The organism is Thalassotalea fusca, assembly GCF_053485835.1.
In genome coordinates, this window is record NZ_JBQRUN010000009.1 from 76,603 (window position 1) to 102,045 (window position 25,443).

22 protein-coding genes are annotated in these 25,443 nt (G+C 42.6%); 5 read left to right on the forward strand and 17 right to left on the reverse strand.

The genetic code is table 11. The features are described 5' to 3' along the window. Positions 1 to 4 precede the first annotated feature (4 nt). From mshL to ACSLUK_RS12695, 5 genes are read right to left on the reverse strand one after another with little or no spacing between them, the layout of a single operon-like run. Entirely contained in the window at positions 5 to 1,675 is a 1,671-nt protein-coding gene (gene mshL / locus ACSLUK_RS12675; protein WP_448549030.1) for a pilus (MSHA type) biogenesis protein MshL, read from the reverse strand. A 14-nt stretch (positions 1,676 to 1,689) separates the two neighbouring features. After that, positions 1,690 to 2,013: a hypothetical protein gene (locus tag ACSLUK_RS12680; protein ID WP_448549031.1), complete on the reverse strand. Its 324-nt coding sequence runs from the start codon at positions 2,011 to 2,013 to the stop codon at positions 1,690 to 1,692. Next, positions 2,006 to 2,731: a hypothetical protein gene (locus ACSLUK_RS12685; RefSeq protein ID WP_448549032.1), complete on the reverse strand. Its 726-nt coding sequence runs from the start codon at positions 2,729 to 2,731 to the stop codon at positions 2,006 to 2,008. Before ACSLUK_RS12685 ends, ACSLUK_RS12680 begins: the two co-directional genes overlap by 8 nt. Then, a complete protein-coding gene (locus ACSLUK_RS12690) occupies positions 2,728 to 3,336 on the reverse strand; it encodes a PilN domain-containing protein (RefSeq protein WP_448549033.1) in 609 nt (202 codons plus the stop codon). The genes ACSLUK_RS12685 and ACSLUK_RS12690 overlap by 4 nt, the downstream gene beginning before the upstream one ends. After that, positions 3,336 to 4,238 carry an MSHA biogenesis protein MshI gene (locus ACSLUK_RS12695; RefSeq protein ID WP_448549034.1) on the reverse strand — a complete coding sequence of 301 codons (903 nt, stop codon included), beginning with the start codon at positions 4,236 to 4,238 and terminating at the stop codon, positions 3,336 to 3,338. Before ACSLUK_RS12695 ends, ACSLUK_RS12690 begins: the two co-directional genes overlap by 1 nt. Positions 4,239 to 4,358: 120 nt before the next feature. On the opposite strand from ACSLUK_RS12695, the gene ACSLUK_RS12700 reads away from it, so the two are divergent. Continuing rightward, complete coding sequence (locus ACSLUK_RS12700; protein WP_448549035.1) at positions 4,359 to 5,306, forward strand: 1-aminocyclopropane-1-carboxylate deaminase/D-cysteine desulfhydrase; 948 nt, start codon at positions 4,359 to 4,361, stop codon at positions 5,304 to 5,306. On the opposite strand, the gene ACSLUK_RS12705 is transcribed toward ACSLUK_RS12700, so the two are convergent. From ACSLUK_RS12705 to ACSLUK_RS12750, 10 genes are all read right to left on the reverse strand, one after another. After that, positions 5,257 to 6,927: an EAL domain-containing protein gene (locus tag ACSLUK_RS12705; protein WP_448549036.1), complete on the reverse strand. Its 1,671-nt coding sequence runs from the start codon at positions 6,925 to 6,927 to the stop codon at positions 5,257 to 5,259. The genes ACSLUK_RS12700 and ACSLUK_RS12705 overlap by 50 nt on opposite strands. A gap of 146 nt (positions 6,928 to 7,073) precedes the next feature. Beyond that, entirely contained in the window at positions 7,074 to 7,559 is a 486-nt protein-coding gene (locus tag ACSLUK_RS12710) for a hypothetical protein (RefSeq protein ID WP_448549037.1), read from the reverse strand. A 217-nt stretch (positions 7,560 to 7,776) separates the two neighbouring features. Then, positions 7,777 to 8,229, reverse strand: coding sequence for a 50S ribosomal protein L9 (rplI, locus tag ACSLUK_RS12715; RefSeq protein ID WP_448549038.1), 453 nt, complete (start codon positions 8,227 to 8,229; stop codon positions 7,777 to 7,779). Between the two features lie 20 nt (positions 8,230 to 8,249). After that, a complete protein-coding gene (gene rpsR, locus ACSLUK_RS12720) occupies positions 8,250 to 8,477 on the reverse strand; it encodes a 30S ribosomal protein S18 (protein WP_074500237.1) in 228 nt (75 codons plus the stop codon). A gap of 9 nt (positions 8,478 to 8,486) precedes the next feature. Then, entirely contained in the window at positions 8,487 to 8,795 is a 309-nt protein-coding gene (gene priB / locus ACSLUK_RS12725; RefSeq protein WP_448549039.1) for a primosomal replication protein N, read from the reverse strand. Positions 8,796 to 8,802: 7 nt separating this feature from the next. Then, a complete protein-coding gene (rpsF, locus tag ACSLUK_RS12730; RefSeq protein ID WP_448549040.1) occupies positions 8,803 to 9,210 on the reverse strand; it encodes a 30S ribosomal protein S6 in 408 nt (135 codons plus the stop codon). A gap of 173 nt (positions 9,211 to 9,383) precedes the next feature. Then, positions 9,384 to 10,481 carry an ABC transporter substrate-binding protein gene (locus ACSLUK_RS12735; protein ID WP_448549041.1) on the reverse strand — a complete coding sequence of 366 codons (1,098 nt, stop codon included), beginning with the start codon at positions 10,479 to 10,481 and terminating at the stop codon, positions 9,384 to 9,386. Between the two features lie 133 nt (positions 10,482 to 10,614). After that, the gene (rlmB, locus tag ACSLUK_RS12740) at positions 10,615 to 11,367 is read right to left on the reverse strand and encodes a 23S rRNA (guanosine(2251)-2'-O)-methyltransferase RlmB (RefSeq protein ID WP_448549042.1); all 753 of its coding nucleotides are present in this window, start codon (positions 11,365 to 11,367) and stop codon (positions 10,615 to 10,617) included. Positions 11,368 to 11,387: 20 nt separating this feature from the next. Continuing rightward, on the reverse strand, positions 11,388 to 13,814 hold the full coding sequence (gene rnr, locus ACSLUK_RS12745) for a ribonuclease R (protein WP_448549043.1): 2,427 nt from the start codon (positions 13,812 to 13,814) through the stop codon (positions 11,388 to 11,390). Positions 13,815 to 14,001: 187 nt separating this feature from the next. Beyond that, a complete protein-coding gene (locus ACSLUK_RS12750) occupies positions 14,002 to 14,634 on the reverse strand; it encodes a tetratricopeptide repeat protein (protein WP_448549044.1) in 633 nt (210 codons plus the stop codon). A 292-nt stretch (positions 14,635 to 14,926) separates the two neighbouring features. On the opposite strand from ACSLUK_RS12750, the gene ACSLUK_RS12755 reads away from it, so the two are divergent. Beyond that, positions 14,927 to 15,934 (forward strand): GGDEF domain-containing protein, encoded by a 1,008-nt coding sequence (locus ACSLUK_RS12755; RefSeq protein WP_448549045.1) that lies wholly within the window; start codon positions 14,927 to 14,929, stop codon positions 15,932 to 15,934. 66 nt (positions 15,935 to 16,000) lie between these two features. Then, positions 16,001 to 17,173, forward strand: coding sequence for an HD-GYP domain-containing protein (locus ACSLUK_RS12760; RefSeq protein ID WP_448549046.1), 1,173 nt, complete (start codon positions 16,001 to 16,003; stop codon positions 17,171 to 17,173). An 83-nt stretch (positions 17,174 to 17,256) separates the two neighbouring features. Here the strand turns inward: ACSLUK_RS12760 and ACSLUK_RS12765 are convergent, their stop codons facing one another. Then, positions 17,257 to 18,660, reverse strand: a complete 1,404-nt coding sequence (locus ACSLUK_RS12765; protein ID WP_448549047.1) for a M20/M25/M40 family metallo-hydrolase — start codon at positions 18,658 to 18,660, stop codon at positions 17,257 to 17,259. A 263-nt stretch (positions 18,661 to 18,923) separates the two neighbouring features. Between ACSLUK_RS12765 and ACSLUK_RS12770 the strand changes: the two genes are divergently transcribed. Further along, positions 18,924 to 20,348, forward strand: a complete 1,425-nt coding sequence (locus tag ACSLUK_RS12770; RefSeq protein ID WP_448549048.1) for a hypothetical protein — start codon at positions 18,924 to 18,926, stop codon at positions 20,346 to 20,348. Positions 20,349 to 20,443: 95 nt separating this feature from the next. Further along, positions 20,444 to 22,228, forward strand: coding sequence for a lipase family protein (locus ACSLUK_RS12775; RefSeq protein ID WP_448549049.1), 1,785 nt, complete (start codon positions 20,444 to 20,446; stop codon positions 22,226 to 22,228). A 53-nt stretch (positions 22,229 to 22,281) separates the two neighbouring features. Here ACSLUK_RS12775 and ACSLUK_RS12780 read toward each other — a convergent pair whose 3' ends face one another. After that, entirely contained in the window at positions 22,282 to 25,422 is a 3,141-nt protein-coding gene (locus ACSLUK_RS12780) for an efflux RND transporter permease subunit (protein WP_448549050.1), read from the reverse strand. Between the last annotated feature and the right edge of the window lie 21 nt (positions 25,423 to 25,443).

Genomic DNA, 25,443 nt, shown 5'->3' on the forward strand with positions numbered 1-25,443 from the left:
TTAGTTACTCTGATTCTTCAGGAAACCATTGCTTGAGCAATGCTCGTGCTTCTTTCAACTGGTCTTTCCACGTATCTTGACCAATAACCACTGGTTTTAACATGATAACCAATTCTTTCTTTTGTGTTTTTTGGCTTTTACTCTTAAACAACTCACCCATTAGTGGAATATCGCCTAGCAATGGTGTTTTTGACTCTAAATCCACTTTGCGCGTTTCAATAAGCCCGCCAATAACCACGATTTCACCAGATTTTGCTCTAATGATGGTATCTGATTCCCGAACGCTGCTTTGTGCTAACGGTAATGCAAAAGAATCATCACCTAATCGAATCGTTTTAGTTTGTTCTTCCGTGACAGTAACTGATGGGTGAACGTGTAATATGACTTCACCATTGGCATTGATTTGTGGCGTCACATCCAAGGCGATACCTGAGAAGAACGGTGTTAACTCTACCTCTGGTGTAGTAGTAGTCGCTGTGCCAGTGGTGGTAGTACTTGATACTTCGGTTACAAAGTATTCATCCTCACCAACTTTGATGATAGCTTTTTGATTATTTGTCGCTGTAATTCTTGGGCTGGATAATACTTGCACATTGCCTTGAGTAGAAAGCAAAGTAATCACGCCTGAGAAATCAGTATTGGTAAAACTGAGGCCAGTTAGGCCACCTATGGTAGCAGAAATCGTGTTGCCAGAGATCACGCCGTTGGTCGCCAATGAAAAGTCTGTGCTGCCAATATTACCTAGCACTTCTTCCCAACGAACGCCTTGCTGATAGTCATCATTGAGCGTTACTTCCATGATTTTAGCTTCAATAATCACTTGGCGTCTTAAGTGATCTTGCGTGTTGTTGATAAACGATTTTACTGCATTAATTTCATGTGGCAGTGCTTTAACCGTTACGAGTCCAGCTTGTGGTGAAACGATAATTGAACGTCCGTCATCAGAGCCTACTAATGTTTCAAGCGTTTCTTTTAAATCTTTCCAGAAATCTGACTCATTTTCGGTGTAAATGTTAATACCACTATTACCCGTTTGGCTGTTACGTCCGTTAGGGTTATTTTGGCCGCTACGATTACCTTGAGCATTATTATTGTTGCTGTTGTTTCGGCCATTGCCATTACTATTAGGATCGTTTTGCGACACACCACCTGAATTAATTGAGGTGCTTGACGCGCCAAAACGTCTAACGAATAAATAGTTTAACGGAATCGTTTCTGTGCGAATGCCAGCGGGGAATATTTGAATAATTTGCCCTTGGCGACGAATATCAAAGCCATATAGCTCTTCAATAACATCCAATGCCTCACCAAGCGTCACGTCTTTCAAATTGAGTGAAATCGCACCGCTAACATCGGGATGCACGGCGACACTGTAATCAGAGTTATCAACCAAAGCGGAGAAAAACGCCTGCGCGTCAACTTTTGTCGCGGCAATATCGAGACGTTTTTCAGATAACAAACCATGGCGTGCTTCTTTTAAGCTCGACTGCATTAAGTCTTGTTGGATTGCATTCGGTAATTGTGTCAGCGGCTTTGGTGTGCGTTGTTTCTCGCTTTCAGCAATAGCGTTATCCAAAGTTTGGTTAATCTCTTTCGGTGCATCGGGCACAGACTGACAACCAAGCAACATCGACATTGCTGCCATACAATAGACTTTGGTACTCAATTTTCTCATAGACATTTTTTTTATCATTTTGAATTAACCGTCACCCCTGAAAACAGGTTTAGTGTTACTGCTCTTTCAGGAGATTCTAATGTGATACTTTTATCGCCAATTGCTCGCACTTGATAAGCGCCAAATGTGTCTCCCACCTTTACCATTTGGCCGTTCACTATGGCAGTTTTTCCCTGCTCACGATGAATAATACTTTCCAGCCTTAACGCACCTTTTTGGACAATTTGCTGGCCGCCACTGACAAGCCCCAAAGGCCTTGTTGGGTCGCTTTGGGCGAAACTACTTGCGCTAAATAATAACATTGTGCAGCTAATAACGAATAAGATAATGTTAAACACCAATAAACTCCTTATTCGTACTTAAACTATATATTTCAATGACCAACTGGCTTTTTGGGTATTCCATTAACTGGTAATCAAAACTTTGCCAGAAAAATGTCCAATCCAATGTTTCTACTTGCGCCAGATAATCACGAAGCTGAAAGTAACCACCCGACAAGGTTAAGCGCATACTATGCTTATAAAGCACCATACCAGCAACTTCATTATTTTTTGATACCTTGGTTGTTGGCGTATTGGTTGTTGGCGTATTTGCCGATGACTGGCTGTTCTGCTCACCTTGAGATGTTTTCGTTGTCAACGGCTGAGCGGGTAACACTTCTAACGATACCAGTGAGACCCCTTTTTGCAATGCCAGTAAATCAATTAAGGCCGCACGCATTTGCGTTGGGTTTATGAGCTCTGTTGTTAATGTAAGTAAGCGTTGGTCAATCGTTGCCAGTTTACGCTGTTTACGCGTGATTTGTTTTTCAACACTTGCGTTTGGATCTGTTTCCAACGCTTCTTCTAACACGTCGATTGTTTTTAACGCGGCAAGGTTAGTGCTGCGGATTTGTTTTACTTTTTGCTCAACCGAGTCGACTTGCGTTAATGCATTGTCTAAGTACAAATTATAAAAGCTGAAAAAGATCAGCATAATACCTGAACCAATAATCAAGTATTGCTCTCTTGGCGTTATGTTTAAGAACCGGTCACAAAAGACTTTCCATTGACTCATTGTGTCTTACCTCGCTCCGCACCATTACGCGAGCTCACTACAAATTGGGTATTTTTTTGCTCGTTTTCTTGTAGGTTCATGTAGCTAAAAGACTGGCCTTTCAAAAATGTTGCGCCTTCAAATCGCGCTAACCAACTTGGTACTGCCTCTGGTTGTCGAGCAACTCCCGCAAATGTCATCGTATTACGATCTATGGCTACTTTTTCTAGGCTAATGTCTTTATGGTGTAATGTTGATAACTGTGTCATTGCTTGCGAGTAGCCCGCTGTGTAGGTAGTATCTGTCGCGGTTAATTGACTTAGTAATTGCTGTTTGTTTTCTATCACAAAGTCCAAATTATTTAACTCAGTAACTAATTCAGCACTTGCTTTGTTATCTAACACTTGTTGCTGAAGTAGTTTGATACGTGCATCATTTTGACGTTTGACCGATTCTGCCTTAGATAATTCACCATTGTGCATTGATAACTGTTGCGCAGTAAACATTGACCAGCCAAGCATAATAACAAGCAACACGCCCCAAAAACCAACGACTTTGGGCAATGTAATCAAGGGTTGTTTAACGATTAATTCGTCTTGGTATAGATTGATAGTCAATTTTTTCATTAGCGTCGCGCCTCTGCTTCGACTGCCATTGCAGCACCAATAGTGGCTGCGTACTCGCGATATTCATGACTACCTTCTGGCATGGTAAACAAATGCACTTCACTGGTCGCATTTTCAGCCAGCTTTCGTGCAAGAAACCCCTCGTTTTTCATTGGCACTAACACTTGTATCGACTTAATGGGTGCCTGTTTCAGTTGACGCTCAAAATAATCTAATGAACGCTGGATCTCTAGGCTTAAGGTGTCAATCATCCCCATCGATAATTCTTCTTCGCTGCGCTCGGCAATATTAGCCATACCACGCAGACGACGCTGAAAATGAAGTTGGCCTTGTTTGACCACGAGAATAAGCATTTCTTCGCCGGGTTGCTGGCAAAGTAACAGGCAAGCGTCTTCTTGATGAGGGATGAGTTGCGCAAATGCAAACTCTTCGATGGTGATTTGCGCTACAGCTAGATCATGCTTACAAGCTAACTCAACTATATTCGACAATTGCGCTTTTGAGGCGCAAACCACATTGACGCGTTCAACGCCTCCTGATGTCACTTCTGTATCATAATAATCAACAATCATATCTTCAGGCGGAATTGACACCTGATCTTTAATTTGCCATTTCAGTGCCTGATTTATCTCTGCTTCAGGTACGTTAGGCTTTTCCACCTGCACGATGTGTGATTGTTTAGATGAAAGCACCACGCTACAGTGCCCTTTAACTTTCATTTCGGCGAGACTGGCAATCGCGTTGTCATATTGACCGTCTAGCATTGAAAATTGGTAGGTTTCTATAGCACGAGTAGGCGTGACAACTGACACATCAAGGTGTTGTTGTTTTAATGACAGTCCAATACAAGGACTTTCTTTCGGTTTAGATGCAAAACTTTGCAAACGTGCTTTTAGTGACATTTATCGATATTATTATTAGCAACTGTAAATCGTCCTAGTTTCATTATCCCTGATTATCATGTCTACGCAAGTTTTTTAACCAATGGTAGTGGGAATAACTAAAGAAAATCATTCACTTTTATGCCTAACGTTTCTCCTGTACAAAAACTAAACCATCCTTTATTTACCGAGTATGGTATCGAAGTGTTCGTCAAGCGCGATGATTTAATTCACCCGATTATTTCAGGCAACAAATGGCGAAAGCTCAAGTACAATTTAGAAAGCGCAAGAAAACAAAATATAAACAAACTATTAAGTTTTGGTGGGGCATATTCTAATCACATCCATGCACTCGCTTATGCGGCATATACGCAAGGGTTTTCCAGCCATGCCATCATACGAGGTGAGTCCAGTTATCAAGACAACTATACGCTCACCTGGGCTAGAAATTGGGGGATGACATTAACATTTGTCGACCGAGCGACTTACAGACGACGAAATGAGCCTGAATATCTGGCTGCGCTTAGCAAGCAATACCCTGATCACCAAATAATTCCAGAAGGCGGGAGTAATCAAGCCGCGCTTATGGGGGTTGGCGAAGTGTTAGATGAGCTAGTACAGCAACTGGATGGTTATGATACACTGATTTGCCCTGTGGGTAGTGGTGGCACCATAGCAGGCCTAGTTAAAGCCGACAACAATAAGCACCAGATTCTTGGTATTCCAGTGTTAAAGCATAATGGCTATTTAGTTCACGAGATTGAGTTATTGCTAGGTGAGCAATATCAACATTGTGATCAGTGGCAGTTGCTCGATGATTTTCATTGCGGTGGCTATGGTAAGTTTTCGGCTGATGACTTGCTGCAAATGCAGGCTTTTTATCAGCAATGCAAGCTTCCTATTGAGCCAATGTATTCAGGTAAAATGGTATTAGCGCTATTGTCTTTGATTCGTTCAGGGCATTTTACGCGCGGGCATCGCATTGTTTTGCTACACACGGGAGGCATCCAAGGGCTTGGCGGGTTTATAGAACGCGGTATTATTCAGGCAAGTGAATGGCCTTCGCTACCTGCGCCACCGGCTCAGTGAAGAAGTGCCCTTGTCCACCATCTATGCCAAGACGAACGAGCGCCATCCATTCATCTTTGCTTTCAACGCCTAACGCATACAAAGCAATATTTCTAGGTCGGCTAATGGCCGTTATACTTTGCACGAATATTTGATTTTCAACTTTGCGGTGAATGTCAATGACAATACTGCGATGTAATTTTATTGCCTGTACCGGTAACTCTTTGAGGTACTGTGCACTCACAACAAACTGTCCAACTTTGTCAGCGATCAACTTCACGCCATATTCGCCAATACGTCCAAGCACAGGGGAAAGCTCAGCAAGGTGATTAGCAAGATGATATTCACTCACCTCAATATAAATGCGCGGTGCTATGGTGCGATTCTTGATAAGTATCGCAATTAAGCTTTCCACGAAGTCTTTGTTAAGCAACGATTCAATAGACAAGTTAATACTGCAATCTTCATGTTGGCTTGTTTCGTAACTAAGCAATCGACAGACTTGCTCAAGAACAAGTAAATCAATCTCTTTAGTTAACCCGCATTTTCGTGCCATTGGCAAAAACACGCGCGCACTGATCAAATTGCCATCATGGTTACGCACTTTGGATAGCACTTCATGATGTATTATCGTGCCATGGTCGCACGAAATAACCGGTTGAAAGAAAATAACAAAAGCATTCTTTTCAATTGACTTTTCCAACATGGTGCGCCACTTCAAAGAGCCTTTGATTTGTCCTCGTTCAATATCGCCTTCGTCAAACATGAACCAATGACTTGGCCCTTGTAGCTGCGCTGATCGCAACGCCATATCGGCTTCTGACATCACCTGATAAGGCTTATGTTTGCTTGTGAAAAAACTTACACCGATGTGCACAAATTCTTCGTTATGTATGCCCACAGGCAGCGGTACCGACATTAAGTTTTTAAATAGGCGTTTAACCAGTTTTTCAGCCTCATCCGCAAAGATGTTTGGGATCAAAATCGCAAGCTCAAACTGGCCGCGTCGTGCAATGAAATAGTTCGATAAATGTGACAAGCGACACCGGCACGCCTGAATGAGCCCTTCTAATACCGACAGTGCCTGTTGTGGACCATATAGCGCATGCACCAGCTCACAGTCATTAAACTGTAGCAATAACACCGCACCTTGCGCTTCTTCTTCTTTTAGTAATGCCTCTAGTCGGCTATTGAAATATTCGCGATTACCTATGCCGGTTTCCAAATCGAGCAAGGCGCGTTCGCGCATCGTTTGATCAAGCAATACGTCATTATTTCGGGCTTCTTTAAGTTCTAACAATAAGGTATTGATCATGCCAGCGACATCACAGTCGTCATCAATATCGCGAATATTGCCGGATATTTTGGCGGCGTGTGCCCAGTGCTCCAATTGTTGGTAGTGCAACAAACGCTTACCTTGTTTTGCATCAATACACGTTTGTAAATAAACAAGCGTTATGATGAGAAATAAACCTACGACACCCAGAGCCACCGTTGCACTTGTTAATGAAAAATAGTTAACGACAATTACGCCTAGCAGGCAAATGGCTAGGGCCAATACGCAAATCAGACGCAGCCGAAATATGATACGTTCGGACGTAGTGTTAGCAAAAATAGGCAACTTGTTCTTTTCGTTATTCATGAGCTGAGATAATAATATCGTCAGTTTAGGGCTTTTCTTTAGTGTAGACGATGAATAACGAACAAGTTAATGCGCGAAAACTTGAATTTAGTGCAGTAAAACGCTGACAATTTATCAGCGTTTCGAACAAGTTATATCTGAAGTGACTATTGTGCGATTTGTTTAACCTGTCCAAAGTGCTCTAACACTTCTTCAATTTCATGATGCATCTGCTCTTGTGTTTTTTGATCATGTGCCTGATTAGCCGCTAACACCACCACTGTTGCAGGATGAACGAGTAAATCTTTCGCATGGTAGCAAGCCGCATCCTTGACTGGCGGTAGCTTACCATCGGCATGATAGTCGCGCTCTATTTCATCCACCGTAATTGTTAACATTTGATCAGCAGCACTAATCGCAGCCGATAAATACGCTTTACAGATAGGCTTTTTCATCACAACTTCTGGTAAGAGTGATTTTGATATTGCTACTAACTCTTTGGCCGCTACGCTAGCTTCTTGCAATTTACCCGCATCAATTTGTTGCTGAGCCTGCGAAGCCTTTTGATAATACGCATCCCATTGATTATCAGCAGCATTAACAGCTAATGACGTACTTAATATGGTAAAACCGAATATGATTGACTGTTTCATCTGATTTAATGACCTATGCTTGTAGAAAGCAACATCATAAACGCAAACAACAACAAATGCGAATAGTTTTTATTTGCACTTATTAACACTAAGCGCATCCTTGGACCCTGAGCTATCGGGATCCCTCAGACTCCGACCTCGTATGTTTCCATTCGTAGTGAACATAAAAAAGGGCCGATAACCTAAGTTATCAGCCCTTTTTGCCAAAGAAATACGATTACGCTTCAGCGATAACGATTACTTTAACAGTAGCATCTACATCTGTGTGTAAGTGAATTACGATATCGAATTCACCTGTTTCACGGATAGTACCTAATGGTAAACGAACCTCAGCTTTAGTTACTTCAACACCCGCTTCAGTGATCGCATCAGCGATGTCACGAGTACCGATTGAACCAAATAACTTACCTTCGTCACCAGCTTTAGAAGCAATAGTTACTTCAGCAAGTTCAGCTAATTTAGCTGCACGTGCTTCAGCTGCTGTTAATTCTTCAGCAAGTTTCTTTTCAAGGTCAGCACGACGCGCTTCAAAGTGCTCGATGTTAGCTTTTGATGCGAATACAGCTTTACCTTGAGGTAATAGGAAGTTACGAGCGTAACCAGACTTTACTGATACCTTGTCACCAAGGCCGCCTAATTTGGCGATTTTATCAAGAAGAATTACTTCCATTTTCAAAACCCCTTATTAGGTTACTTGTGTAAATCAGTATATGGTAATAATGCTAAGTAACGAGCACGCTTGATCGCACGACCAAGTTGACGTTGATATTTAGCACTTGTACCAGTAATACGGCTAGGAACGATTTTACCACTTTCAGTGATATAGTTTTTTAATGTAGCGATATCTTTGTAATCGATTTCGCTAGCACCTTCCGCTGAGAAGCGGCAGAACTTACGACGTCTAAAAAAACGAGACATGGATTTCTCCTAATTAATCATTTCAATCTGTTGAGCATGTAATACAAGTAGCGGCGTACCATTTCTTGTTTCGTGCCGATTAATAAAACCAGACACTTTGATATTACAGCCCTCAGTTAAATCACGAGTTAAGTGTTGTGCCCACGGTCCACTTGCAACAACTTGCATGCGAACATATGCTTGTCTATCCATATCAGCTTCTACTTGCATCGAACGATGTTCAATAGAAAACTGACAATGATGAAACCCTGCAGGGCTTGTTGATAATTTCGGGGCTTTCACCACCTGACCTACCAACACGAAGCAATTGTCAGACACGGATTACTTATTCTTCGCTTACAGCTTCTTCTGTTTCAGTTTCAGTAGCAGCTGCAGGCGCTTCAGTAACCTCTTTCTTCACTTCGCGACGGTCTTCTTTAGCAGCAGCCATAGGCGATGCTTCAGTAACCGCGTTTTTCGTGCGCATGATCATGTTACGAATCACAACGTCGTTATAACGGAAAGAAGTTTCTAATTCATCAATAACGCTTTGTGGCGCTTCTACGTTCATAAGAACATAGTGTGCTTTGTGCAATTTATTGATTGGGTATGCTAGTTGACGACGACCCCAGTCTTCTAGACGGTGGATTGTGCCTTCAGCACCACTGATTAAATCAGTGTAACGCTGAATCATACCAGGTACTTGTTCACTCTGATCAGGGTGAACCATAAATACGATTTCGTAATGACGCATTACGAGCTCCTTACGGTTGTAGCCTCATATCTGGCTCAGCCAACACCAGTGTTAAGGCAAGGAACAAAAAATGTTCAGGCTGATTTAAGGTCGCGTATTGTAGGGAATTTCACCAATAAAGGCAAGCATTAGTACGTGCTACCCATGAACTATTTGCTTAGTTTGATAACGATCTAGTCTCGAGAGTCGAAAATAGAGAAATAAATGTCATTCATCGCTTGATGAGTTTGTGCGTCATATTTTACAGCAAGCCCATTAAGGTTAGCTTTGAATTGTCGATATTGTTCTTTGAAACACGCTTTGGTGAGCTTATGGCACAGCTTAGCGACTTCGCTAAACACATAGGCATTCATATAGCCTTCAAAGACAACAGGATCGACATCTTTTATGCCACTCGCGTGGGCTTGTTTTATAAATGTATTGCAAATTTCAAGATCACACGTTGCTGGCTCTGGAAGCACTTGCGTCACCAGCACATGGCTCGGTTGCTCAATACCTTGAAATAAGTCATGGCTTGAAACAAAAGACACGGTGGCGTAAATGGGTTGAAAGCCTTGTTTGTAACCTAAATTAATCAGCTCAGCCAAAGGTTTATAAGTTCCCACAAATGCGACAGCATCTACGCTGTTTTGTTGTAATACCTGCAGCGCTAGTGAAATATCTTCAGTATTGCGCCGAAAACGCGTAGTCACCACCGGTGCTAAACCGCGTAGTGACAAGGCTTTGAGATAGCCTTGCTCAACCGCTTTACCAAATTCATCGGATTGAATCAATAACCCAAGCTTTTGGATGCTTAAATTGTCAAACAAATAAGAAATTTGAGCGTCTGCTTCTTGATAATAACTCGCGCGTAAGTTGACAATATAGTCTTTGACAGGAAAACGTAGGAATTCTGCACCAGTAAATGGCATTAAATACAAACTATCGTGTTTCTCAACTAAAGGTAAAACGGCGTGTGATGTCGGCGTGCCAACGTAATTAAACAGGGCAAAAACGTCTGAACGATTGAGCAATTGATAAGTGTTTTTTACGGCACGAAATGGCTCATAACCGTCATCTAGACTTACGAGTTGAACAGGACGTTGATGAATGCCGCCATTGGCGTTGAGCTGTTTAAAGTACAGTTGTGCGCCCTGGTTTAACCGGTTGCCTAATTTTTCCGCGGGGCCAGATTGCGCGTTAGAAACGCCAAGAATAATAGGGTCTATAGCTTGCGCAAATGCGAAGCTGGAGAACAAGAAACTTAGCATTATCAAGCAACAATACTTCATCTACACCAACCTTAGAGCCCCCAAAAATTATAGCGGCGACTCTATGTCAGCATATACTTACAAATGAGAAATAACAAATCTAGCTAAGTATTTCTCACTCGAATTATCATAGTCGGTTATTAGTGCGTGTTGATTAACGTCTTTGGCGTACAATTTCATATAAACAAATGCCAGTCGCTACCGCTACGTTTAGACTCGATACTTCGCCAGCCATCGGTAACTTAACTAACTGATCGCAGTTTTCACGCGTTAAACGGCGCATGCCTTTGCCTTCTGCGCCCATCACCAACGCCATAGGCCCTGAAAGTGCAACGTCATAAATGCAGGTATCCGTTTCTCCCGCTGTGCCAATGATCCAAATTCCCTGTTTTTGTAATGCCTTCATTGTCCGAGCAAGATTTGTAACTTGCACCAAAGGAATCGTTTCCGCGGCACCTACTGCCACTTTACGCACCGTTGATGTAATACGTGCGGCATTATCTTTAGGGACCACAATTGCATGTACGCCAGCTGCGTCAGCGTTTCTTAAACATGCCCCTAAGTTATGTGGGTCAGTTACACCATCTAGAATAAGTAAGAAAGGATCGGCTTGATTGCGCTCACAGGTCGCTAAAATATCGTCAAGATCATTCTCGGTAAACGTTTTGCCCGGCGTAACACGCGCCAATACTCCTTGATGCTGTTCGCCTCTACTTTTTTCATCCAGCACTTTGCGATGAACAAACTGCGCTGGAATGCCGTGTTTCCTTGCCAAGTTTACAATAGGTAATAAGCGCTCATCTTCACGCCCCTTCAAGAAAAACAACTCTTTAAATCGCTCTGGTGAGCGTTTAATTAGTGCGCTAATTGCGTGAATACCTAAAACTACTTCGTCTTGTTTTGCCATGTTATCGTCTTTTCAATCTACTATTTATCAGCACGCTTTCGTGCATTTTTTCCAGGTCTTTTCTTGCGAGCCTGGCGTTTTTCTGCCTTAGGTTTTGCCTTTTTCTCGACACCGTTTTTAGATTTTTTGTTTTTTTTAGATTTCTTGCCTGCCTTGCCTTCTGGCTTGGCCACATCTTTTTTTATTTGCTCTTCTCTTTTACTAACTTTCTTACCTTGCTTTTTGGGCGAGGTTGCAGTTAGCGGTCGCGCTTTTTGAATAATGGCATCTTTACCCGACAACTGTAGGTCAATTTTCTTTTCGTCCAAATTAACCGCAGCTACTTGTACTTCAAGTACGTCTCCTACCCTAAAAGACACACCACTCTTTTCACCCGACAAGCACATTCTGACGTCATCAAAATGATAATAGTCTCGCCCTAATGAAGTGATATGCACTAAGCCTTCAATATGTAACTCAGACAGGCGAACGAATAAACCAAAGTTTGTCACCGTTGAAACAACACCAGTGAATTTGTCACCCACATGATCTTGCATAAACTCACATTTAAGCCAGTCAGAGACATCACGTGTGGCATCGTCTGCTCGACGTTCTGTCATCGAACAGTGCTCACCTAGTTGAATGACTTCTTCCGGCGTGTAGCTGTAACACCCATCATTAGCTTCAGAATTTTCCTGCCCTTGTAATATCGCTTTGATCACACGATGCACTACAAGATCCGGATATCGACGAATAGGAGAAGTAAAGTGGCTATAGGACGCTAATGCCAGCCCGAAATGGCCAATATTTTCGCTTTGATAAACCGCTTGCTTCATCGACCTCAACAGCATGGTTTGAATAAGCTCTTGGTCTGGTCGCTCGCCAATAAGCTCAATAATTTTACTGTAATCAGCAGGAGAAGGCTCTTCGCTATAGGTAAGCTGTAAGCCCAGTTCACCTAAATAACTGATAAAGTTATTATATTTGTCTTCGCTTGGTTTGTCGTGAACACGAAATAGCCCCGGAGCTTCGTGTTTTTCAAGGAATTTTGCGGTAGAAACATTCGCTAAAATCATACATTCTTCAATGATTTTATGCGCATCATTTCGTGCAACAGATTCAATTGACTCGATTTTTCGGTCACTGTTAAAAATAAAGCGCGATTCTTCTGTTTCAAATGCGATAGCACCTCGTTGATTTCTCGCTTCAATAAGCGCCTGATACATTTGATGTAAATGTTGTAAATCAGGAACAAACTGCTGATACTGCGCTGAAAGTTGGGCATCGCCATCTAATATCGCGGCGACTTTAGTGTAAGTGAATCTTGCGTGTGATTTCATCACTGCCGGATAAAACTTACTCCCGGACAATTTGCCATTAGCGCTAATTGTCATTTCACACACCATGCACAAGCGATCAACGTCAGGATTTAGCGAACATAAGCCGTTCGACAATTTTTCCGGTAACATCGGGATCACTTGGCTAGGAAAATACACGGAATTACCACGAGCAATGGCTTCGTCATCGAGTGCAGTGCCCGGCCTTACATAGTAGCTCACATCAGCAATAGCGACCCATAAACGCCAACCACCTGATTTCTTAGGCTGACAATAAACGGCATCATCGAAATCTCTGGCATCTTCGCCATCTATTGTCACAAGCGGTAAGTGGCGTAAATCTACCCTTGGCAGTTTGGCTTCGTCAGGCACATCATCGGCAATAACACTTGTTTCTTCAATGACAGCGGCTGGCCATTCGTGTGGTAAATCATGCGCGCGTAGCGCAATATCGATTTCCATACCGGGCGCCATGTGCTCCCCTAGCACTTCAATAACTTCGCCTACCGCATTAGCGCGTTTTGAAGGTCGTTGGATAATTTTAGCAACGACCATTTGCCCATGTCGGGCACCTTGCTTTTTGTCAGGACTAATAATGATGTCTTGTTTGATTCGAGCATCGTCTGGTACAACAAAAGCAACATTGTGTTCAACAAAAAAGCGCCCAACTATATCAGCTTGGCGAGGTTTTATGACATCAAGAATTTTTACTTCCTTTCGCCCTTTTCGGTCAGTGCGATCAACCACTATCGCCTCAACAACATCACCGTGTAGTACACGCTGCATTTCATGTGAGGAAATAAATAGATCTTTGCTACCAATATCTGGGATCAAAAAGCCAAAACCGTCTCTGTGGCCAGAAACCGTTCCTGTAATCACATGGTTTTTTGGCGGAATAGCGTATTGCTTGAACTTATTGAATACCAGTTGACCTTCGTTTTCCATGGCTCTTAATCGCCGCTTCAAACCAATGTGTTGTGTCTTATCGAAACATTGGAGCACTTTGCAAAGTGCTTTGAACGTAAGTGGCGCTTTAGCTTTTTCTATGGTTGCTAAGATGAGTTCGCGACTGGCGACAGGATGTTCGTATTTTTGAGATTCTCGTTCGTAAAAAGGGTCTTTTTTGATCACTAGTTATCTAACATTGTGTTTTTTGTTGATTATATCCTAGTTGGCCAAAGTGTGCCTACTAAATAATCGCCAAGGCAAGAATCACACTTATTTTTTGCCAAATAAAAACATAGTAATTGTTAAAAATTTTGCAAAAAATAGGTCATCAACCTGAATCTAACAACTGAAATGCAAAACCGACAATATATCAATACCTGCCTTTCTTCGCTTCGTTGACCACGCGTTCAGGCATTTTCTCGGCTAATTCCGACATAAGCTGGCTAACTTGTTTATGAGTTTTTTTGTCGCCAGTAACAGCATTGTGTAATTGTGCATACAACTCAGGAAAATCCAACGGACTTCCTTGGCCAGCATTGTAAATTTGAGCGAGGCGAATTTGTGCCTTAAGGTTGTCTAATGTTGCCGCTTCTTTGAGGTAAACTATCGCCTTGTTGATATCAGGCTGCATAAATTTACCTACATGATAATAGCGCCCAAGTTGCTCAAGAGCCTCTGATAGCCCCTGATTAGCAGCTTCGCGCATATAATGTAGTCCAAGCGGCACATTTTTTTTCACGCACACACCAAAGGCCAGCATATCTCCCCACAAGAATTGATAAGACGGTAAATCAGCCTTAACAGCACGTGCCTGTATGTCTTGCACAAGTTGGCATTCATCAATTACCACTTGACTCAGATGCTTGTTTTCTTTGATTAAATCAAGCAATTGATTATCAGTGTAAATTTGAACGGCCTGCAAATTTTGCGCATACGCCTGGTTGGCACTTAGAGAGAACGTGACTGTCATCAGTACCAAAACGAATTGAACACACTTCATCATTGCTTTCCACATAAAATTTTCTAGCTAAATTACTTTGCCTGTTTTATATCGGCCATTATAGCGAATACTTGAGTTACCAACATGCGCTTACTGATTCAATGGGGCTTACTCTCCCCTATGCGATATATCCAACAATACTATCAATAATTATCAGCAATAATAATACCAACCTGAACTTCGAGTTAAATTGTCACCAGCTATACATTGGTATTACGCACAAAGCCAAATTGTTTACTTGAACAATTATCAGATTATGGTAAGAATGGTCAAAAATCCGTCATGGTTTGTGTAGATGTCGACTATTGATCAACTAATTAAACATTCTCAACAAAATGAACTGATTGCGCGTAAACTGTTTGAGATTGAAACAGAAATACTGGCCTGTCAATCAAGCCATAGTCTGCTTACCAGACTATTCGAACTAATCGCTGAGAAATTTCATTTAACCGATAGTTGTTTGCTTATTGTTGAACCTTTGCCTGTTAATTTTTTGATCAATGGAATTATGCACAGCCAATGGCACAAGAAGTTTGCAAAAAGTATCTCACATAGCGCACTCGAACAAATCCATTCCAACCGCTTGCCCGTATTGGCGAATGAACTTACGCCATACCAAGAAATACTCCCCAACGCCTTAATTCAAGCAGCAGGTTCTTTAGCGTTCTTACCACTAGTGATTGAACAAAAGCTTATCGGCAGCTTAGTGTTTGCTGATAGAGATCCTGACCGCTACGTTCCTGGCCTTGGGACGTTTCATTTAGAGCAGCTTGCAGTGAAAGTGAGCTTATGTCTCAGTAACGTAATGATGCGAGAACATTTGGAATATATGGCGAACTATGACCGATTGACAGGCGTTGCCAACCGACGACTTATGGAAAGTGCTATTTCAAACGAATTGATACGCCAGCAACGCTATAACGTGCCATTTTCTATCTTATTTATTGATTGTAATAAGTTTAAACAAATTAATGACACCTACGGCCACGACTGCGGCGATAAAGTGCTGTCATACGTTGCCACACAACTGCAAGAACTTATCCGAGAAAACGACCAGTGTTTTCGTTACGCTGGCGATGAATTTGTCATTACGTTGGCCAGCCAAACCTATCAGGAAGCACTATTAGCGAGCAAACGACTCACCACATTTTTTGAACAAAACCCGATGCCGTATGAAGGCAAACTACTGCCAATAACTATTAGTTGCGGTGTGGCTGCCAGTGATGGAAAAAATACCATGGATGAATTATTAAAAAATGCCGATAAGCAGCTATATTTACATAAGAAAGTATACTCACAATAAAGCAACTAACTATTTCTGCACATTGGTAGGGCTGAAAGTGCACGGAGAGGCTGGCTATCCCCTGTTATGATTGTTGAAGTTGAAATTTCCGAACTAGAGATTGGTCAATACGTCGTTGATATCGTCAGGCAAAAAGGTACCTATAGTTTGACTCAATCTGGTCACGTCAAAAATGAGGCTGTCATTCAGAACCTCATTGCCAAGGGCGTCGAGTCACTGCTTATAGACACATCAAAAACTCTGGTTTTAGACGAAGAACAAGGCACAGCTACCACCAAAGAAGCCGAACGTTCTCCCGTAATATTAGAAATCAACAAGGCGAAAAAGCTGTTTCATGAAAGTAAAGTAATTCAACGCCAAGTATTTGAAGATGCTCAACTAGGTAGAGAACTCAACTTAAGTCCAGTTATCGACATCACCAACAAAACCATCGAAACCATATTTAAAAACCCTGACGCACTAACGTGTGTAATTAGCATTCGTAAAAAAGACGAGTACCTGCTTGAGCATTCTGTATCTGTCTCTGTGTTGATGACAATTTTTGCCAAGTACTTAAAGCTTGACCGCCAAATAATTCAAGCCTTGTCCGTAGGCGCTTTTTTGCATGATGTGGGCAAAATTATGGTGCCAGAGGAAATTCTCAATAAACCATCCAAGCTCACGCCGCAAGAAATGGCCATCATGCAAAGCCATGTTAATCACTCTATAGAGATTATTGAAAATACCCCCGGCATTTCTGAGCTGAGTTTAGAAGTGGCCGCGCTTCATCATGAAAAACTCGATGGCAGTGGTTACCCTTATAATCTCACTGAAGAGAGTATTTCGATTTATGGGCGTATGGTAAGTATTTGCGATATCTTCGATGCTCTCACTGCCAGCCGCTGCTATAAAGAAGGTTACACACACATTAAGGCTTTTCGAATTTTGCGCCAATTGGCACTGCAAAGACAACTAGATCAACGCCTCGTTGATTTGTTTATTAAATGCATGGGCGTGTACCCAATTGGCTCACTGGTCGAACTCAACACACACAGGCTGGCGATTGTCGAAAGTCGCAATAAGAATGATCCAACTAATCCTAACGTGAGGTCTTTTTTTAATTGCGAACAAAATCGTTACATCATGACGGAAGACATTGATCTATCTAAGTCAGACGACTTTATTTTAAAAGCCGTTAAAGCCGATCAATATCATTTAGACATGAATAAAATTGTTGAATTCTTACTGATGGAAGGTTAGTTGAATTTTATTATTCATTATCAACTAGAGCATCAGGGATAAGCGATCGTACTTTTAACCGCTCATCCCTTTAACCAGAATATCTACTTGCTAAAGTCTACACCCGATTGTGCTGCAAAGTAGGCGAACAACGTGTAGATTGTTGTCGCTTGTTTCATTGTTTCAGGATCTACTTTATCTAACGTGTCATTTTCAGTGTGATGATAGTCGAAATAGGTTGAACCATCAGGTGAAAAATTCACGCTTGGCATACCTTCATTGCTTAACAAGCTCATATCTGACTGTGCTTTGGCATTGTTGTCACCGCTTAATTCAACACCTAACGGAGCCAAATAACCAGCGAGTTCTGCCATCGCAGGCAACGCTGATTGCCCAACACCTGTGCGCATTCTATAAATTTTACCAGTGCCGTAATCCCATTCAGCACCAAGCACATGATTTGGCATTTGCTCACTATAATCTTTAACATACTGCTTAGCCCCTAGCAAACCAACTTCTTCGGCGGCAAAAAGGATAACGCGAATAGTACGTTCAGGGCGCTTTTCAAGTTGTGCAATGTGATACGCGGCAGCCATTACCATACCAACACCCATGCCGTCATCAACAGCGCCAGTTCCTACGTCCCAGCTATCTAAATGCGCACCTAGGGCGACAATTTGCTCGGGAAACTTGCTGCCAGTAATTTCACCAATCACATTGGCCGAACGCGCAACAATTTTTTCTTCTGTCTTCGGCGTTAATTTTAAAAAGACACTCACAGGTTTACCGCGCTTGAGTTGGTTCACCAATAAATCAGCGTCAGGATTAGAAATAGCCGCCGCAGGAATTTTCTCTACTCCATCTTGATAACGCATAACCCCAGTGTGCGCCAATCGATTGTTATCTGTTCCGACTGAACGCATCAACATCGCAGAAGCGCCTTTACGAGCGGCAATCGCTGCACCGTTAACTCGTGCACCTACGGCTTGACCATAGCCTCTGCCGTCTTTATGACGTGACATACGATAGGAAATAAAAGCAATTTTACCCACTAAACTATTGTCTGGCGCCGCTTCAAGATCAGCTAAGGTTTCAAAATGAGCGATTTCTTGTGTAAGGCCACGCTCACCAGTTCCAACACTGCCACCTAATGCAATTGCTACCATTTTCTGCGGATAAGGTGCGATAATATTCGCTTGTGCATCGCCACGTCGCCATAATGTTCCGGTGACTTCATCTGTCCAAACCTTATCAAATCCTAACGCCTTCATTTTATCGACCGCCCAAACGATAGATTTTTTATCGCCATCAGATCCCATTAAACGGTGACCGACTTCAGTAGTCAGCGATTCAACCAACTCATAAGAAAGTGAATCCTTACTTACTTTTTCTTGTAATAAGGCCATAGTATTACGTTCGGCATCATTTAATACGTCTTTAGCTATCGAAGTAGCGGGTAGTAGCGTACATAACAATAAAGGAATGGAGAGCTTTTTAAAGGTTAGCATAATTGTCCGTATAATATTGGGCGTTGAAATAGAGCCATAGTATTGAAAATTTTGCCAAAAACTGCAACATCGTTAGTGTGAGTAGTTAATAGTTTTTTAGACAAATCAACGCAGCCTACTTCGTATAAAAAGTTAAAACACGTTCACCTTCTCACAATCCTAAAATCTATACTAGACTTAACCGCATCCCACTGTTTTCAGTGCTACTTATAACTATTAATACATCCAATAGTTCTCGCCACTCACAAGGAAGGAAAAGCACTATGGAACACGCGACTTCGTTACACGACTTTTTTACAGAACAATTAAATCAATTATCGAAAGTAATTCGCAGTGGCTATCAATCATCTTCCCTAACGTTGCCAATACTAGAACCGCTAAATATTGAGCGAGAAATCACTGGTGAAATAGCCTCAGATAACACCATAGTGCAAGTCAGCTTTGAGCATCCCACACTTTCAGGGCTGGCAAGTTTGGAATCAAAATCTCAAGTGCGGTTATGCCTGAGCGAACGCACAATTTTCCTTCGCCTAACGTTTACGGAATTAACACTTAGTAGCGACAATTTTCAGTTGAAGGGCAATAGCATTCCACTGTTATTCACACACCAATTAGACTCCAATGGCAAGTTTTCGGTCTCGGCTCGTAATGTTTCACTACAGTTAACAATAGCACTCAACATTTCTGAACAGCACCCGCATCTCGAGTACCAAATGGCTCAAAGCGAAATCAAGGCATTGGACTTTCATGTTAAAGATAACTTGTTACTGAGTAACCTTTTACCATTCTTTAAAGAACAAATAGAAAAGCTCGCGGCAAAACGCGTCGGCAAACTCCTTTGCTATTACCTAAATGACAAGTTTCAGCAAGTATGTCAGCACCAAGCGATGCTGCTATCACAGCTAACCAAGCTTTCTCAACTCAAGCAACACCAAGTCCAGTGCAGTGAAACGACCGAGCCACCGAAACTCTTGCAGGGGCTTGATGGTATTAGCCAGCTTTCTATCCCCATGTTTTGGCAAATCCCCTGCGTTGACCCTAACAAAACGCCGCACATAGAACTGAACGATTTAATCGAACAAGCTGAAACAGGCGACCTAATTCTGTTCGCGGGCTCACAACCTTATTCACTGCGTATTAGGCGATTTACGCAAAGCCGATATTCGCATGTGGCCATCGTTATTAAAGAGCCAGAGTTCAACGACGGAAATCCATGTGTGTGGCAAGCTACGTCAAGCGAACACGCAGGTGTTCTACGTCAAAATAAAGTCCAAATGGGTATTCAGCTAAATAACCTCAAGAGCGCACTAGCCGACTACAGCAATAAAGATGATGGCGCGGTCATCAGTTATCGAAAAGCAATGCACACAGATACTTCTCGGGCAATCATGCGTGACAATTGGCCTGAAGTCAGAAAGTTAATCTTGGCAAACGATGGCAAACCGTACACAAACGACATGGATGGGCTTTACGTCATGGGATTAATGGAAATAGATAACCCAAATAAAGAGGACTACTTTTGCGCTGGTTTAGTCGCCCAAACTTTGATGGACATGGCCTTACTAGAAACAACTATTGTCCAGTACCAGTACGCCCCTCGAGATTTCTCGGAACTACAAAACGCATTGCCTTTGGCACAACCAATGAACTACGGCCCAGAAACTATCATAGACGGGGTTTACCGTTAAAAGGAGTGCAAAATAGCCTTAAAGCACAGTAAGTCTAACTGTAGAGATTCGTACGCTTAACCACTATACGCTTATTATTTAAAAGGACAGATATTATGAGCAATGACACAAAACACATTTTCGTATTAGTAGCAGGAACCGTTGACCCAATTTGCTTGAGCCCCAATGAAGTGACTCGTGCAGCGAGTTACGATAGCAGCAACAATTATTGGGCAAATAATCAAAAGTTTATTCAGGGGTTAAAAGACTTATGCGAGCAATTCCCTCATCTCGCATTGTTCGATGCACATGGTTGGAGTGGTGATAATACCAAAGAAAACAGAGAAATCGCGGGCGCATACCTAGCCAACCGACTATGTGGTAGCATGGGACAGCAAGCTTACTATGCAGGTTATAAAAGTAAATCTGTTGCATTCCACCTGATTGGCCATTCGCATGGTGGCAATGTTTTGAACGAATTCACTAAACGAGCCGCGCAAGCCGCCGAGTGGCCTGATGACTGGCAAATTAAGAGCATCACCTATCTATCAACGCCCTTCTTTAATCATCAACACCAACTAGATTGCAGTGTGCTGCATGAAGACTGCCGCATTATTAATGTCACCAATGACTTCGATTTAACTCAACGCGTCATTGCGGATTTTTCTATGTATGATCTAGTATCGGCTTATAAACTTGCCAGCGATCATACGCCAGCAATGCAACAAGCCCTACAGGAAATTAAGCAAACAGCGTTTATGACGGGCATCAACAAATTGATAGAGGTGTTTGCTAAACCCAGTGTGCTCAAGCTTCTCTTCAATTCCGCAGACTACAAATTGGAGAAAGACGACGGGGATATAATCTACCCCGCAACAATCACATTTCTCAACAACGTAAAACACCTGCTCATTGAGTTCAGACAAATTATCGAGAAACTAAACTCCGCGATATATTATCCTTCTGACGATAGCGTCAGTCACGTAATGCCACAAAACAACCGACGTTTTGTCAGTGAAGAGCTTAAAGATAAAATTAACGAACTCACCGATTCGTTACTCCGAGACATATCCTGTATATGTGATGCACTTACAAGGCGAAATGAGAAGCAAGATTATAGTTTAACGCCACTATTAGGAGACATTGCACCAGAGCTAAACCGCATTATTGACTTCTTCGCTATTGATATTCATCAAGCGAGTGGGCCTTTCGTTGATATCTTTTATGCATTGTTAAACAATCAAATTGAGAATTTTGACAACACTGGAATCTCGCCAGGACACCAATTATCCGATCATTTCAGAGCACAGCTATTTCATGTTGATGTGACAGACAAAGACGAATACTACCATTGTGGTGACCTCGATGGATTTCATTTGTTAGTCAAGCAACTCGAACAAGCTGAGCAAGACTATGAGCACAACCCTACACAAAAGAACCTCTTAAGAATATGTGCTACATTGCTAGCGCCCCAATCAGAACTCGCACGTTTTAAGTCAGGGCTATCTCTCACTATCAAAAAGCTAGATGAAATTTTTGGCACCAAGAGTTACAGTCTGCAACGCTTTGCAGCGCATTTGTTAACACTAAGAGGCAACATGACCCCCATCCGAAAATTGGCGATTAGGTTACAAACCTTACTGAAGAGTTATGATTTGCTGTTCAAAGAATTCGATGTGCCTTTGATGAAACCAGTAGATAAAGAGTTGCGATCAATAGATAGAGAGTTAACACCAATCGACAAGGATGCAACGCCAACACAAAAAGATGTGTCTGGTACATTAGCCCATTTCGCAGTTGTATCACACTCCGTTAGCAGGCAAGAGCTGCACCCGGAAGTCGTTGAAATTTTAACGCCGCAATTCGAACATTCAACAGCCGTTGAACACCAGCAACTATAAATAAAAAGGCAAGAGCGTTCATTCGCACTTGCCTTTTTTGTAAACTGAAGCCGCTAGGCAGCGTCAGTTAGTTTGCGCGCTCGCGCTAATATCGACAATTTACCCGCCTTCTGTCTGGCACTACGATTGCGATCTCGCAATGCGATCAAACAAGGTGTTAGCACCAAGGTAAGTAGTGTGGCAAAAGCTAAGCCACCCGCTACTGCCGTCGCTAATTGCGTCCACCATTGCGTTGAAGGGGCACCAAATACTGCCGTACGATTGAAAAAGTCCAAGTTTACCTGTAATACCATAGGCAGCAAACCAAGTATCGTCGTAATTGTGGTTAACATAACAGGACGTAAGCGTTGCGCACCCGTGCGAAGTATCGCATCCACCACTGGATACCCTTCTTTTCTTAGTACGTTATAGGTGTCAATTAGCACAATATTATTGTTAACCACGATACCCGCAAGCGAAATCACACCAATTCCGCCCATTACGATACCAAACGGTTTCTGTACGAGAAACAGCGCTAAAAACACGCCAACCGTCGAGAACACAACAGCGCTCAAAATCAAAAATGCCTGATAGAAGCTGTTAAATTGCGTGACTAATATAATGGCCATAACAAATAACGCCACGCCGAATGCATTCACTAGAAAATCCTGAGATTCCTGTTGGTCTTCGTTTTGCCCTTTTACCGCGATTTCAACCGTTGGTGAAATGGCTAAGGTGGGTAATGCAGCTTCAAGTAAAGGAAGTTCTTTAAGTAACTGTGCGCCCGGAACTAAGTTTGCCTGAATAGTGACCACACGCTTACCATCTGTGCGACGAATGGTATCCACCTTGGCAGCAGCAACTCGTTCCACAAAACTACTGACAGGCACTAAACCCGCACTTGTTTTGACCCTTAACTCATCCAAACGGCCTATGCTGCGCTTTTCTTGAGGGAAACGCACGCGTATGTCTAAGTCGTCATCAACATCATCAGGGCGATACTCACCTAGCTTTAATCCATTGGTCACCATTTGTACAGTAGATCCTACGATTGCCGCATCGGCTCCATAGGTAGCAGCTTTACTGCGATCAATCTTTAACTGCCACTCGATTCCGGGTTTTGGTGCAGAGTCTTCAATATCGGTAAACTGACCGTTAGTCACAATGGCGCTACGAATGGTCTTCACTGCGTCGCTCAATTCATCAGGAAAGCGTGAACTCAACTCAATTACGAGGTCTTTGCCACTTTGAGGACCATTTTCATTCTTGCGCACTTCAATCTCGACGCCGGCCATATCGTCGGTGCGATGATGAATTTCTGTTATTAAGTCATTAGCAGGTAATCGGCGCTGCCAATTAACAAAGTTAACCTGAAATGAGCCAACAATATCGTTACCACCAGTTAGCGTATAAAGTGACTCTATCCCTTCAAGATCCAATAACCTGTCTTCAATACCGCGCATTATTGTGTCTTTTTCATGTACCGATAAATCACCATGAGAACGTACAATCATGGTGGCGCTATTGGGTTCTACCTCTGGAAAAAATACCGCCCCTAAACCTGAAGCACTGTATGTCATCATGACCAGTACAGAAGCGGCAATAGTACCTAACACCACCTTCCAAGGATGCGCAATTGCCCCTTTCAACATTCGGATATAACGGCCAGTTAAACCAGAGAGCTTATCTAGCTCCCCTAGTTCAGCATATTTTACTTGCGCTTGCTCTTTATCCGTATGGCGTCTCGATTTTCCGATCACACTTCCTATAGTTGGCACGAATACCAATGCCATTGCTAAAGAGGCCGTTAAGACAGCAATCAGGGTGATTGGTAAATACTTCATGAATTCACCCATCATACCCGGCCAAAACATGAGTGGAGCAAAGGCAGCCAATGTCGTCGCGGTTGACGCAATTATCGGCCACGCCATACGCTTGGCAGCTAATCCATATGCCTTGCCGCGTGCCATACCTTCATTCATCTGTCGGTCTGCAAATTCAGTCACCACTATGGCGCCATCAACCAGCATACCCACCGCCATGATTAAGCCAAATAACACGACGATATTTACAGTGAGCCCTGCTATTGCTAAAACAAGAATGCCCGTTAAAAATGCGCCGGGTATAGCTAAGCCAACAAGCACAGCACTACGCGAACCAAGCGCAGCAATAATCACAATAATCACTAATAGTACCGCAGACAACACATTGTTCTGTAGGTCGCTTAAAGTATCTTTAACTTCAATCGACTGGTCACCAACATAATCAACACTAACTTGCTCTGGCCAACGCGATTTTGACGTTTCAACAAGCGCTTTGACTTTATCAACCGTGTATATAATGTTTTCACCCGAGCGCTTCTTTACCTCAAGTGAAATTGAACGCTGACCATTTAAGCGTGCGAATGTTGATGGATCTTTATAGGCGCGCCTAACAATAGAAACATCTTGAAAAGTAATTACCCGATCACCATCAGCCTTGATCGGCAACTCTAATAAATCCTGCACCGACTCGAACACCGAAGGCACTTTTATCGCGAATCGCCCTTTACCATTATCCATAGTACCGGCTGGCACCAGACGATTGTTGCGCTCAACAAGGTTATATATATCGTTTTGATCCAGCCCGTAACTTTCCATCAGTAATGGATCAACGATAATCTCGACCATATCTTCGCGATCACCGCCAATATCCACTTCGAGCACTTCTTGCATGCCTTCAATCTTGTCACGTAGATCACGCGCAATGGTGAGCAGGCCCCTTTCTGATACGGGCCCAGAAAGGATCACTGTAACAGCAGCGACCTGATTAGCCATAGTCACTTCATGTACTTCGGGTTCTTCAGCTTCAGACGGTAATTTAGCCTTGGCAAGCGTCACTTTATCACGCACGTCAGCCAATGCTTCTTTAGGATCTAAGCCAGCGATAAATTCCAAAGTAACTGAAGCGTGGCCTTCACTCGCATTGGCCGTCATCTCCTTAATCCCGGCGATGGTTTTCAGCTCTTTTTCCATTGGCCTTACTAACATACGCTCGGCATCTTCGGGAGAAATACCATCTAATACCATCGATACATAAATCATTGGAATGGTTATGTCAGGATTCGACTCTTTCGCAATATTGTTATACGTTACGCCTCCTGCAATAAGCAGCAGGATAAAAATCATAATAACGGAGCGCGTCCTTGCTAGTGCAGCATCGATTATGGTCAACATATTATTCTCTCGCTTAACCGT

Bases quoted from the DNA above. Each gene is read 5' to 3' on its own strand.
- mshL (WP_448549030.1), bottom strand. From the start codon at position 1,675: ATGAGAAAATTGAGTACCAAAGTCTATTGTATGGCAGCAATGTCGATG.
- ACSLUK_RS12685 (WP_448549032.1), bottom strand. From the start codon at position 2,731: ATGAGTCAATGGAAAGTCTTTTGTGACCGGTTCTTAAACATAACGCCA.
- ACSLUK_RS12690 (WP_448549033.1), bottom strand. From the start codon at position 3,336: ATGAAAAAATTGACTATCAATCTATACCAAGACGAATTAATCGTTAAA.
- ACSLUK_RS12695 (WP_448549034.1), bottom strand. From the start codon at position 4,238: ATGTCACTAAAAGCACGTTTGCAAAGTTTTGCATCTAAACCGAAAGAA.
- ACSLUK_RS12700 (WP_448549035.1), top strand. From the start codon at position 4,359: ATGCCTAACGTTTCTCCTGTACAAAAACTAAACCATCCTTTATTTACC.
- ACSLUK_RS12705 (WP_448549036.1), bottom strand. From the start codon at position 6,927: ATGAATAACGAAAAGAACAAGTTGCCTATTTTTGCTAACACTACGTCC.
- ACSLUK_RS12710 (WP_448549037.1), bottom strand. From the start codon at position 7,559: ATGAAACAGTCAATCATATTCGGTTTTACCATATTAAGTACGTCATTA.
- rplI (WP_448549038.1), bottom strand. From the start codon at position 8,229: ATGGAAGTAATTCTTCTTGATAAAATCGCCAAATTAGGCGGCCTTGGT.
- rpsR (WP_074500237.1), bottom strand. From the start codon at position 8,477: ATGTCTCGTTTTTTTAGACGTCGTAAGTTCTGCCGCTTCTCAGCGGAA.
- rpsF (WP_448549040.1), bottom strand. From the start codon at position 9,210: ATGCGTCATTACGAAATCGTATTTATGGTTCACCCTGATCAGAGTGAA.
- ACSLUK_RS12735 (WP_448549041.1), bottom strand. From the start codon at position 10,481: ATGAAGTATTGTTGCTTGATAATGCTAAGTTTCTTGTTCTCCAGCTTC.
- rlmB (WP_448549042.1), bottom strand. From the start codon at position 11,367: ATGGCAAAACAAGACGAAGTAGTTTTAGGTATTCACGCAATTAGCGCA.
- ACSLUK_RS12750 (WP_448549044.1), bottom strand. From the start codon at position 14,634: ATGATGAAGTGTGTTCAATTCGTTTTGGTACTGATGACAGTCACGTTC.
- ACSLUK_RS12755 (WP_448549045.1), top strand. From the start codon at position 14,927: ATGTCGACTATTGATCAACTAATTAAACATTCTCAACAAAATGAACTG.
- ACSLUK_RS12760 (WP_448549046.1), top strand. From the start codon at position 16,001: ATGATTGTTGAAGTTGAAATTTCCGAACTAGAGATTGGTCAATACGTC.
- ACSLUK_RS12765 (WP_448549047.1), bottom strand. From the start codon at position 18,660: ATGCTAACCTTTAAAAAGCTCTCCATTCCTTTATTGTTATGTACGCTA.
- ACSLUK_RS12770 (WP_448549048.1), top strand. From the start codon at position 18,924: ATGGAACACGCGACTTCGTTACACGACTTTTTTACAGAACAATTAAAT.
- ACSLUK_RS12775 (WP_448549049.1), top strand. From the start codon at position 20,444: ATGAGCAATGACACAAAACACATTTTCGTATTAGTAGCAGGAACCGTT.
- ACSLUK_RS12780 (WP_448549050.1), bottom strand. From the start codon at position 25,422: ATGTTGACCATAATCGATGCTGCACTAGCAAGGACGCGCTCCGTTATT.